Raw genomic sequence first — 10,498 nt, 5'->3', positions numbered from 1 at the left:
CTCCGGGAGGGCGGCCTGGCCGGCCGGCGCGCGGTCGCGCGCTGGGAGATCCAAAGCCAGGAAAAGTGGGAACCGGTTTTCCGTCCGGCTTTGCGGGGAGAGGGGCAGATCGGGAGACCGAGCCCGTTTGACTTCCCGCCCCGCCGGGCGGAAGGGTTGCATCCCCGTCGCCGGAGAAGCCCCGTGACCCGCATCGATGCGTTGATTGCCGATATGACGCTCGCCGAGAAGATCGGCCAGCTCGTCATGGTCACTGCGGGGCAGGCGACCACTGGCCCGGTGGCGGCCAGCGATCCGGTGGCGCTCCTTCGCGAGGGCCGGGTCGGCAGCCTGCTGAACCTCTGGGGGGCAGCCGAGACCCGCGCCATGCAGCGCATCGCGGTCAATGAGAGCCGGCTCGGGATTCCGCTGTTTTTCGGCTTCGATGTCATCCACGGCCACCGCACCATCTTTCCGATTCCGCTGGGAGAGGCCGCGGCCTTCGATGCCGATCTGTGGGAAGCGACGGCGCGGACGGCCGCGGAAGAGGCCTCGGCCGAAGGCGTCGACCTGACCTTCGCCCCGATGCTTGACGTCTGTCGCGACCCGCGTTGGGGGCGCATCGCGGAAGGCCCGGGTGAGGACCCGCTGGTGACGGTGCGCATGGCGGAGGCTAAGGTGCGTGGCTTCCAGGGAGACGCGCTCTCCGATCCGCGCAGCGTCGCGGCGACAGCCAAGCATTTCGCGGCCTACGGCGCCCCGACGGCCGGCCGCGACTATGCATCCGTCGACGTGTCCGAGCGCACGCTGTGTGAGGTCTATCTGCCGCCGTTCGAGGCGGCGGTGCGCAGCGGTGCTGCGGCGATCATGCCCGCCTTCAACGACGTCGCCGGTGTGCCGATGACGGCGCACGTGCCGCTTCTGCGCGACTGGCTGCGCGGTCGGCTCGGCTTCGAGGGCGTGGTGATCTCCGACTACAACGCCATCGCCGAACTGATCGCCCACGGCGTTGCCGACGACCTGGCCGAGGCGGCATCTCTGGCGCTTACGGCCGGGGTCGATATCGACATGATGAGCCTTGCCTACGCGCAGGGGCTGCCGGAAGCGCTGGCACGTGGGCTTGTCACCGAGGCGCAGATCGATGCCTCGGTGCGGCGCGTGCTGGTGCTGAAGGAGCGGCTCGGCCTGTTCGACGATCCCTTTCGGCGCCAGTCGTCCCAGGCCGGAGTCGTGGCCTCGGCGCGCCGGGAACGGGCGCGGGAGGCAGCGCGGCGCGCCATCGTGCTCCTGAAGAATGACGGTCCGTTGCTGCCGCTGGCGCGGTCCTATGAGCGCATCGCATTGGTCGGGCCGCTGGCCGATGCGCGTTCCGACATGCTCGGCCCCTGGGCCGGGGCCGGCGGTCCGGCCGCCGCAGTCACCATCCTGGAGGGCCTGCGGGCCACGTTGCCGGATTGCCGCATCGACGTTGCGGCGGACGCGGCGGCGCTTGGCGAAACCGATATCAACGCGGCCGAGTTCGTCATTCTGTGCCTCGGCGAGACGGCGCGGATGTCGGGTGAAGCGGCGAGCCGGGCCGAGCCGGGACTTCCCGACGACCAGCGCGCGCTGGCGGAACGGGTGCTCGCCTCCGGCCGCCCGGCGGTGGCGCTCCTGTCGTCAGGCCGGCCGCTGGTGGCGCCCTGGCTCTTCGAGGCCGCGTCGTGCGTGCTGGCCACCTGGTTCCTCGGAACCCAGGCGGGCCACGCCATCGCCGATATCCTTTTCGGTCGCGCCGATGCCACCGGCCGGCTGCCGGTCACCTGGCCGCGTGCGATCGGCCAGATCCCGATCTTTGCCGGACAGCGGCCATCGGGCCGTCCCGCGAACCCGAAGGATCCCTACACCAGCACCTATCTCGACTGCCCGGTGGAGCCGCAGTTTGCCTTCGGCCACGGCCTGTCCTTCTCCGGGATCGTGATCACGGGCGTCGAGGCCGAGCCGGGCACGGTCCGCCGTGGCGGCCGGGTGACCGTCACCGTGGGGCTGGACAATCGCGGCGGGCGGGGCGGCGAGGAAACCGTGTTCCTGTTCCTCCGCGACCCCGTGGCGAGCGTGGCACGGCCGGTTCTGGAGCTGAAGGACTTCGCGCGCATCGGCCTTGCTCCGGGCGATCGGGGCGTGCTGCGCTTTCGGCTCGACGAGGCCGCCTTCGCCTTTCCGGGCTCCGACCTCGAACCCGTCGTGGAGCCGGGTGCCTTCGAGATCTGCGTCGGCACCTCTGCCGATCCCGCCTGCTTGCGCCGTGTCACCATCCGGTTCGAAGGCTGATCGGCCACGGTTCGCCGGTAACGGCAGAAGCGCGCCGGCGGGCCTAGCGCTCGCCCGCCAGGCGCAGCCGGATCGCGTCCGCGATGGCGCGGGCGTCGCGCACGATGTCCGACGCGCCCCGTTCGGCCGAGGCCGACGCCGGATCGCCCAGATAGCCGTCGGGCGTGACCCGCCGGGCGTGATCGTGGCCCTTGCGCCATTCCGCCAGGTCGTCTTCCGAGAGATTGGTGGGGGCGAGGTCGGCGATCCGGTCGGCGTGGACCACTTCCGGATTGAGGGCGAGCATCAGCGAGGTTTCCCAGTCGCCGGCATGAACGTCGGCGAAGGGGGGCGGTGGCGTCGGGTTGGGCTGAGGAATGGTCGCGAGCGCGTGCGGGCTCGTCGCATCCACGCCGATGCGGGCGAAGAGCGCGTCGTCCGCCACGAAGGCGGCCTCGATGCGGCCAGGCGTGGAGCCCTTTTCGACACCGCGGAAGACGGCCCGGTTGTGGTCCGCGTCGCCATGTCCGGAAACGCAGAAGAGCCTGCGGAAGCCGTCGCCGCCCAGGCTAGCGATCACATCGGCCATCAGCTCGATCATCACCTCCGGTCGCACCTTGAAGGAGGCCGGGAAGCTGGCGGACACGTGGTTCACGCCCCAGTAGAAGGGTGGCACGATCAGCGCCTCGATGCCGTCGCGCGCAAGCAGCTTCCGGACGATCCGCAGTCGCGCGGAGGGGATGTAGATGTCAGTGCCTGTGGGCAGGTGAGGGCCATGCTGTTCCACGACGCCGAAGGCCCAGAGGGCCACCGCGCCGCGCTTCGCCGCCGCCTCCACCGCGCCGTAGGTCATCTCCGCGATGGTGTCTTTCAGGATCGGTTCGCCGGGGGTGAACAGCGGGTCGGCGGCGGCCGGGATGTCGGCGGACATAGGAAGGCTCCCTGATGGGCGGATAGGAACCCTGCCCGATCTCGGCGGACCAGGGACGGGCATGTGGCTCTTGCCGCCTGAATATCGCTCTTCCATTCAAAATCGATATTTCTGATGGGCGTCAACAGGCCCATACTCTCCAGTCGGGCTGCAGGAAACCCCTTTGCGGTCCCGCGTCGCCATTTCTGGGGATTATGGAGCAATACCGATTCTTGCAGTATGGTCGGCGCAAGAGCTGGCTCAACGCGTGCCGGTCGGTCGAGATATGCCCCGAGTGTCCCCCATCCGGATGAGCGGAGCCGTCTTCGCCGTCCGGTCTCGCGCCGCGCGCCGGGCCGGTCGGGACAGGGCACTCGACCGCCGTCCGGGCCGTCCGAGCCGATACCTGGCGCGCATCGAACGACGCCGCCGACGACGGAGGAACCGCTGACCGAGATCCAGAAACTGAAGCCGCGTCCGGATCTCGGCTCCGGTGCGGACGCCTTCGCCACCCAGTCCGAAGCCGCCCATGCGATGATCCGGGAAGACATCCTCTCCGGCCGCTTCGAACCGGGCCGGAAGTTGCTGCTCGACCATCTGAGGACCCAATACGGCTTCGGGTCGAGCCCGTTGCGCGAGGCGCTGTCGCGCCTGGCTGCCGACCGGCTGGTCACCGCCAAGGGCCAGAAGGGCTACTGGGTGGCGGCGATCTCCGAGGACGAGTTCACCGACATCACCGACATGCGGCTTTTCCTTGAGCCGGAGGCTCTGGAGCGGTCCATCGAGCGCGCCACGCTCGATTGGGAAAGCGGCGTCGTGGCCGCCTTCCACCGGTTGACGCGGGTCGAGGGCACCCTCGACAAGGCGCCGGAAGAACTGAGCGGCGAGTGGGAGCGAGAGAACCGCGCCTTCCACCTCGCCCTGATCGAGAATTGCGGCTCGCCCTGGCTGCTGCGCTTCGTGCTGGTGCTGTCGGAGCAGTCTGAGCGCTATCGCCGCCAGGCGGTGGCCCGGCTGGCGGTGCCGAAGGAGACGCTGCTGGCCGAGCACAAGGCAATCTTCGACGCCGCGATCGCCCGCAACGCCGGCCTCGCCTCCGAACTCCTGAAGGTCCACATCAAGAATTCCGCCCGCAGCCTGGCCCGCTCTCTGTTCCCGGCATCCGCCGGCGACTGACATCCGGCTTCGGCAGGATAACCCACCGCTCACGCCCGGGGACAGGTGCCGCCGCCTCCGGGTCCCGCGGACGCCTGTCCGCGCGTGAAATCTGGTAAATTTTGCAAATATCGATTTCTTGAAATAAATTGTTCAGAGCCCGTCGCGAGATCCAGCTCCTGGCGGGCGGGGAGGGCGTGTCCGCCTTCGGATTTTCTTGCGGAAGAACGGTTCAAGGGCAGCATGGCTCATCGCATCGACGTCCAGCACCACATCCTGCCCCCGGCCTATGTGGACGCGGTAGGCGCGCCGGCCGTGGCGGAGATGATCGTCTCAGGCCGCTGCCCGGACTGGTCGCCGCAGGTCTCGCTGGAGGCCATGGACCGCAACGGCATCGCCACCTCCGTCCTGTCGTTGTCCGCGCCAGGCCTGCCGTTCGCCGACGAGCGCGCCGTGGGCGCCATGGCGCGCACGTGCAACGACTACGTGGCCCGCATGAAGCAGGACCATCCCGGCCGCTTCGGTTCCTTCGCCACGCTGCCGCTGCCGTTCGTGGACGCCAGCCTCGCGGAGATCGAATACGCGTTCGACACGCTGAAGGCCGACGGCGTCTGCATCCTGACCAGCTACGGCACCACCTATCCGGGCGACCCGGCGCTGGCGCCGGTGATGGAGGAGCTGAACCGGCGCAAGGCGGTGGTGCACGTCCATCCGACTCGCTCGTCCGGGGCCAACCTCGTCGGCCTGCCGGCGGCCTCGCTGGAATTTCCGTTCGACACCACGCGCGCCATCGCCAACCTGCTGTTCACCGGCACCTTCACCCGCTGCCGCGACATCCGGTTCGTCTTCTCCCATGCCGGTGGCGCGGTGCCGTTCCTGGCGGGCCGCATCGCCCGGCTTGAACGCCGGCCGGACTATCGCAGACACGTGCCGGACGGCGTCATCGCCGAGCTCCGGCGCCACTATTACGACGTGGCGCTGTCGGCCAACCGCTTCTCCTTCTCCGCGCTCCTGGAGCTGGTCGGCACCGACCGCGTGCTCTTCGCCAGCGACTTTCCGTTTGCCGCCGAGGACACCATGGCCGGCACGGTAACGGGGCTGGAGAACCTGGATTTGTCGGCGGAGGACCTTGCGGCCATCGAGCGCGACAACGCGCTGGCCCTGATGCCTGGCCTCCAGACCGCAGACGCCCTGACCTGACCGACCCACCGCCCGGAGACCGAGCCCATGTCCGACATCCTGCAGGCCGTGGAGGATCGGCTGACGCCGTCGCGCACCGCCGTCCTCGTGATCGACATGCAGAACGATTTCTGCGCCGAGGGCGGGTACGTGGAGACCGTGGTCGGCCGCGATGCCGGGCCCTGCCGGGCGGTCGCCGAACCCATCGGCGCATTGGTCGATGATGCCCGCGCGGCAGGTGTCCCCGTTATCTGGGTACGGGCCGACTACCGGCCCGAAACACTGCCCGCCGGCATGCTCGCCAAGCAGCGCGAAAAGTCCGACACGGTCTGCTGCGCGCCGGGCACCTGGGGCTATGCGTTCCATGGCGTGGCGCCGGCCGGGGACGAGGCCGTCTTCGACAAGCACTGCTACTCCGCCTTCGTCGGCACGGGGCTGGAGGCGCACCTGCGCTCGTCCGGCATCGAGACGCTGGTCTTCGCCGGCGTTCAGACGAATGTCTGCGTGGAGACGAGCTTCCGCGACGCGGTCTGCCGGGGCTTTTACGGCGTGCTGGCGGTGGACTGCGTCGCCTCGCACGCGCCGCCGCTGCACGAGGCGACCATCGCCAACATCGGCTTCCTGTTCGGCGACGTCCTGCCGCGCGAGGCGATTACGGGGTATTGGAAGGGCTGAGGGGACCAGGCCGGCGGTCGGCCGACGGTGTCAGGTGATCTCGACCAGCGCCCGGCCGAGGCGTTTGGCGCTGGCGACGGCCGCGTCGCGGTGCAGCGGCCAGGTCTGGGTGAGGCCTTCCAGGATCAGCAGCAGGTCGATCCCCCGGCCGGCCAGGCCGGTTGCGGCGGCGGCACGGGCCGCGACCTCGCCTTTGTGACGCTCCAGGAGCGCCCGCAGCCGGGCATCACCGGGAGCTGCGGCGACGGCGGCATGGAACAGGCAACCGTGCGAGGTCTCCGTTTCCATCCAACCGCCGACCCGCTCCATCAGCGCGTCCAGCGCGGCAATGCGGTCGGCCGGAAGGGCGTCGAACACCCGCTCCAGATAGCGCCGGTGGCGGTGCTCCAGCGCGGCGTGGACCATGTCGTCGCGCGACGGGGTGTACTTGTAGAGGGTGCGCAGGCTGACGCCGGCTGCATCGCGCAGATCCTCCACGCTGGGTTCGGCAAAGCCCTGGCCCGCGAACGCCCGCTCCAGCCCGCTGGCGATCTTCGTCATCGTGTCCGTCATGGTTGACGATGTAGAATGATCCCTCTACCTGTGCAAGTAGAGCATTCATTCTACCTGCGAGGACAAGTCTCATGACGCACGCCGAAACCATGAAGGGCGTGGTGCTGACCGGCCACGGCGGGCTCGACAGGCTGGTCTGGCGCGAGGACCTGCCGAAGCCGGTGCCCGGCCCGGGCGAGGTGCTGGTCCGGGTCGGCGCGGCCGCGATCAACAACACCGACGTGAACACCCGCACCGGCTGGTATTCCAAGAGCGTGCGGGGCGACACGGCGGCGGGCGCGGCCGAAGGCTACGGCGGCGCGGCCGACGCAGACGGCAGCTGGAACGGCGCGGCGCTCGTCTTCCCGCGCATCCAGGGCGCCGACTGCTGCGGCACCATCGCCGCGGTGGGCAAGGGGGTGCCTGAGGCCCGCATCGGCGAGCGGGTGCTGGTGCGGGCGATCCAGCAGCCGGCCGGGTCAGACGACGAGCTCCCGCTCGCGACGCTCGGTTCGGAATATGACGGCGGCTTCGCCGAGTTCACCAAGGTGGCGGCCGGCGACGCGGTGGCGATCCGGTCGGAGCTTTCCGACGTGGAACTCGCCTCCTTCCCGTGCGCCTTTTCCACCGCCGAGGGCATGATCCAGCGGGTCGGACTGGGCGCGGAAAAGGTGCTGATCACCGGGGCATCGGGCGGGGTGGGCTCCGCAGCGATCCAGCTCGCCCGCCGCCGCGGCGCGCATGTGAGCGCGCTGACCAGCCCGGCCAAGGCCGATACGCTGCGCGCGCTTGGCGCCGATGCCGTCTTCGGCCGCGACGATGCGCTGCCGGAGCGCAGCTTCGACGTGGTCATCGACCTGGTTGGCGGCCCGCGCTGGGACGATCTGATCGGCGCCTTGAAGAATGGCGGGCGCTACGTCACGGCGGGCGCCATCGCCGGGCCGATCGTCGAGCTGGACCTGCGCACCCTCTATCTCCGCGATCTGACGCTGTTCGGCTCGACCTACCAGCCCTCCAGCATCTTCACCGATCTGGTCGGCTACATCGAGTGCGGCGAGATCCGCCCCGTGGTGGCGGAAACCTTTGCCCTGCGCGACCTGCGGGCCGCCCAGGAGGCGTTCCTGACCAAGTCGCATGTGGGAAAGGTGGGCATCCAAGTCGCGGAAGGCTGAGGGGCGCGCCGAAGGCGAAAAAGCCCGCGCTGCGGCGCGGGCTTTGCGAAGCATTGGTCGCTGGGACGGTGCCTCAGGCGAAGCTTTCCCAAACGGCGGCGCCGATGCCGCACCGCATTTCGGCGCTCGGAACGTAGAAGGTCGGGCGGGCGCGGGTGCCGCCGGCCGCTGCCATGGCCACCATCCAGGCAAGAAGCTCCGTGGTGCCGCCGCCGCCGGCCGCGTTCATCCGCTCGACCGTGGCCTCGCGGCAGACCCGGTCAGCGTCGCTTTCCGCCATCAGGTCGAGGAACCAGCGGTCGAAGGCGTCGTCCATGGTGAAGTAGCGCGGGCCGCCGGGCTCGTGCGACAGGCCGCCGGTGGCGATCAGTCCCACGCGGAGATCGGTGGGCAGGTCCTCGCGGACGATCTTCCGCAGCGTGCGGCCGAAGGCGACGCATTCCTCTGGCGTCGGCACCGGCGGATTGATGCAGTTCATGTGGATCGGGACGATCGGGACGTCGTAGCCGAGATACCAGAGCGGCACCGACCAGTTGTCGTCGAACAGGAGGCCCGAGCCCTTGTCGATCTTGTGGCCCTCGGCGCTGGCAATCTCGTGGATCCTGGCGGCGACATCCGGGCGGCCCTTCACGTGGTAGCCGGGCTGCTTGAGCCACGCCTTGAAGAATTCGGCCGGGCCGTGCCAGTCGGCGGCCTCGTCGACGCGCCAGTGGGGCGGGCTCTTGAGGGGCAGGTTGAGGAGGTGGTCGTTGGCGACGCCGACGATGACGTCGGGCTTCGCCGCCTTCATGATGGCGCCCAGCTCCTCGTAGCCGGCCTGGATGGCGTCCTGCTCCTCCTGCGGGCAGGACTCGATCCAGCCGGTGACGCCGGGCGCGTGGGCCATGCCCATGATCGAGACGAATTCGGCCATCGTTGCCTCCTCCTAAACGTTGTCGGGGCGGCCGCGGGCGCGCGCCGTCCGCCTGGCGAAAGCGCCGGCCTACTTCTTCTGGTGCTCGACGATTTGGTCGCCGAACGACTTCCGATAGGCCTGGGCGGCGGCGCTGGTGCTGGTGTTGCGGGCAGCGCCGTGAAACAGCCGGGTGATCTGCGGAAGGAAGTAGGGGTGGACACCCAGCTCGCCGAGGCGCCGCACGTCGACGTCGCGGAAGGCCTGCTTTTCCGGCTCGGTCAGGCCGTACTGGTCCATCAGCTCTTCCAGCCGGTCGGCGAAGTGCGGCCAGACCGAGTTGTCGCGACGGACCTCGAAGACCATCCGGTTGGAGGCAAGGTCGGGGTCGAACTCGTTCGCCATGGCGCCTTCTCCTTGGTTGCCGGGATCATGCCACTCGAAATTCGATTGTCAAAGAGAAAAACGATTTTTTGGACGGGTTCGCAAGTCGGCCGCGCAGATCGCGCAGCCGAAACGGTGCGCAGTCCTGCGCGATCCTGCGCAGATCTGCGCGGCGGGGCTGAATGGTTGGAAACGTGAGGAGGGGGCAGTCGATCGCGATCGGCTGCGTCAGTAGAGGACGCCGTCACGGGGCTTCAGCGGCGCGGGGATACTGTCGTCGCCCAGCATCTCGAGGAGGTCGATCTCGATGGTTCGGGTCAGGGCAGCGATGGGCACGTCGGTGCTGCCCCACTCGAACGGGTTCTCGCAGCTCTCGCTGACCTTCTCCACCATGTAGAACAGCCACGAGACGACGATCGTGAACGGGATCAGGAGAAGGACGAAGCGGTCCTGGTCGGTTGGGGACGTCAGGTGGCGGGCGACCTCGTCGATGAAGGCGTCAAGGGAGCCGAGCGGGATCAGGATGATGAAGATCCAGGTGAAGATGCGGCCGAAATAGGTGATCTGGCGGGGGAAGGGCGTGTTCTTGAGGCGCTCGCAGGCCCCCTGGGAGGCAATCAGACGCTCCTGGATCGCCATCAGCGCGACCGCCCGGTTGTTGTCGAGGGCGCCGCTCTGAAGAAGCGCGTTGACCTGGGCACCCTGGTGGCGGGCGATGTGGACCGCCGGGTTGGCGAAGCGGGCGACCTCGGCGGCCTCGTTCTCGGAGAGGTGCCGCCGGTAGCCGTCCGGCGAGGCCGTGAAAATCTCGCCGGTGTCGGCGCGGCGGTAATCGAAGACGTGCTGGACCGGCGAGATCTTGAGGACGGAGGTCCTGCGGAGCTGGTGGGCGACGGCGTTGACCCAGGCGAGGTGCCGGCGGATCAGGGTCGCGGAGGCGGCCTCGCCGCCGCCGGCTGTCGGTGCGACGAAGGAGAGGGCGGCGTTCGCCCAGGCCCGACTGTCGTTGATGATGGCGCCCCAGATGGTCCGTGCCTCCCACCAGCGGGCATAGGCCGACGAACTCTTGAAGCCGAGATAGACGGACACGACGATGCCCATCGTGGAGACCGCGCCTCGGGGCACGGCGACCGTCGGCAGCCAGTCGGTCACACGGATGGCAACCACCAGCGCCGCCCAGACGCCGGCAATCAAGACGACCTTCCAGGAGTCCCAGAAGACGTCCCGGCCACCGATCCCGCCTCTGACATACATGGAGCCCCTCCGCACCACCTCTCGGGCAGGCAGAGGCTACAGAGCGGCAGGCGCCATGGCCAGCGGCAGCACTGTTCC

General features: G+C 69.1%; 10 protein-coding genes. 5 read left to right on the top strand and 5 right to left on the bottom strand.

Annotated elements, in window-relative coordinates; genetic code table 11:
• Positions 1 to 183: 183 nt before the first annotated feature.
• Positions 184 to 2,289 (top strand): glycoside hydrolase family 3 N-terminal domain-containing protein, encoded by a 2,106-nt coding sequence (locus C507_RS0118850; protein WP_018701282.1) that lies wholly within the window; start codon positions 184 to 186, stop codon positions 2,287 to 2,289.
• A gap of 43 nt (positions 2,290 to 2,332) precedes the next feature.
• Here the strand turns inward: C507_RS0118850 and C507_RS22070 are convergent, their stop codons facing one another.
• Positions 2,333 to 3,199, bottom strand: a complete 867-nt coding sequence (locus tag C507_RS22070; protein ID WP_018701281.1) for a creatininase family protein — start codon at positions 3,197 to 3,199, stop codon at positions 2,333 to 2,335.
• Between the two features lie 114 nt (positions 3,200 to 3,313).
• Between C507_RS22070 and C507_RS23320 the strand changes: the two genes are divergently transcribed.
• The 3 genes from C507_RS23320 to C507_RS22055 all read left to right on the top strand — a co-directional run bounded on the left by C507_RS23320 (position 3,314) and on the right by C507_RS22055 (position 6,187).
• Complete coding sequence (locus tag C507_RS23320; protein WP_083923692.1) at positions 3,314 to 4,354, top strand: FCD domain-containing protein; 1,041 nt, start codon at positions 3,314 to 3,316, stop codon at positions 4,352 to 4,354.
• A gap of 222 nt (positions 4,355 to 4,576) precedes the next feature.
• Positions 4,577 to 5,533 (top strand): amidohydrolase family protein, encoded by a 957-nt coding sequence (locus tag C507_RS22060; RefSeq protein WP_018701279.1) that lies wholly within the window; start codon positions 4,577 to 4,579, stop codon positions 5,531 to 5,533.
• 27 nt (positions 5,534 to 5,560) lie between these two features.
• Positions 5,561 to 6,187 (top strand): cysteine hydrolase family protein, encoded by a 627-nt coding sequence (locus tag C507_RS22055; protein ID WP_018701278.1) that lies wholly within the window; start codon positions 5,561 to 5,563, stop codon positions 6,185 to 6,187.
• Between the two features lie 30 nt (positions 6,188 to 6,217).
• Here C507_RS22055 and C507_RS0118825 read toward each other — a convergent pair whose 3' ends face one another.
• The gene (locus C507_RS0118825) at positions 6,218 to 6,727 is read right to left on the bottom strand and encodes a TetR/AcrR family transcriptional regulator (RefSeq protein WP_210162153.1); all 510 of its coding nucleotides are present in this window, start codon (positions 6,725 to 6,727) and stop codon (positions 6,218 to 6,220) included.
• Between the two features lie 83 nt (positions 6,728 to 6,810).
• Between C507_RS0118825 and C507_RS0118820 the strand changes: the two genes are divergently transcribed.
• A complete protein-coding gene (locus C507_RS0118820; protein ID WP_018701276.1) occupies positions 6,811 to 7,890 on the top strand; it encodes an alcohol dehydrogenase family protein in 1,080 nt (359 codons plus the stop codon).
• A gap of 73 nt (positions 7,891 to 7,963) precedes the next feature.
• Here the strand turns inward: C507_RS0118820 and C507_RS0118815 are convergent, their stop codons facing one another.
• From C507_RS0118815 to C507_RS22600, 3 genes are all read right to left on the bottom strand, one after another.
• Positions 7,964 to 8,803, bottom strand: a complete 840-nt coding sequence (locus tag C507_RS0118815; RefSeq protein ID WP_018701275.1) for a DODA-type extradiol aromatic ring-opening family dioxygenase — start codon at positions 8,801 to 8,803, stop codon at positions 7,964 to 7,966.
• Positions 8,804 to 8,872: 69 nt separating this feature from the next.
• Positions 8,873 to 9,187: a hypothetical protein gene (locus C507_RS0118810; RefSeq protein WP_018701274.1), complete on the bottom strand. Its 315-nt coding sequence runs from the start codon at positions 9,185 to 9,187 to the stop codon at positions 8,873 to 8,875.
• A 207-nt stretch (positions 9,188 to 9,394) separates the two neighbouring features.
• Positions 9,395 to 10,420, bottom strand: coding sequence for a bestrophin family protein (locus C507_RS22600; RefSeq protein WP_018701273.1), 1,026 nt, complete (start codon positions 10,418 to 10,420; stop codon positions 9,395 to 9,397).
• Positions 10,421 to 10,498: the final 78 nt, after the last annotated feature.

The sequence above is a fragment of the Amorphus coralli DSM 19760 genome (assembly GCF_000374525.1).
GTDB lineage: Bacteria > Pseudomonadota > Alphaproteobacteria > Rhizobiales > Amorphaceae > Amorphus > Amorphus coralli.
This window is presented reverse-complemented; position numbering and strand designations above follow the sequence as displayed.

What these genes read in the sequence shown, in the direction of transcription:
- C507_RS22600 (WP_018701273.1), bottom strand. Translation starts at nt 10,420, where the DNA reads ATGTATGTCAGAGGCGGGATCGGTGGCCGGGACGTCTTCTGGGACTCC.
- C507_RS0118810 (WP_018701274.1), bottom strand. Translation starts at nt 9,187, where the DNA reads ATGGCGAACGAGTTCGACCCCGACCTTGCCTCCAACCGGATGGTCTTC.
- C507_RS23320 (WP_083923692.1), top strand. Translation starts at nt 3,314, where the DNA reads ATGGGCGTCAACAGGCCCATACTCTCCAGTCGGGCTGCAGGAAACCCC.
- C507_RS22070 (WP_018701281.1), bottom strand. Translation starts at nt 3,199, where the DNA reads ATGTCCGCCGACATCCCGGCCGCCGCCGACCCGCTGTTCACCCCCGGC.
- C507_RS0118825 (WP_210162153.1), bottom strand. Translation starts at nt 6,727, where the DNA reads ATGACGAAGATCGCCAGCGGGCTGGAGCGGGCGTTCGCGGGCCAGGGC.
- C507_RS0118820 (WP_018701276.1), top strand. Translation starts at nt 6,811, where the DNA reads ATGACGCACGCCGAAACCATGAAGGGCGTGGTGCTGACCGGCCACGGC.
- C507_RS22055 (WP_018701278.1), top strand. Translation starts at nt 5,561, where the DNA reads ATGTCCGACATCCTGCAGGCCGTGGAGGATCGGCTGACGCCGTCGCGC.
- C507_RS22060 (WP_018701279.1), top strand. Translation starts at nt 4,577, where the DNA reads ATGGCTCATCGCATCGACGTCCAGCACCACATCCTGCCCCCGGCCTAT.
- C507_RS0118815 (WP_018701275.1), bottom strand. Translation starts at nt 8,803, where the DNA reads ATGGCCGAATTCGTCTCGATCATGGGCATGGCCCACGCGCCCGGCGTC.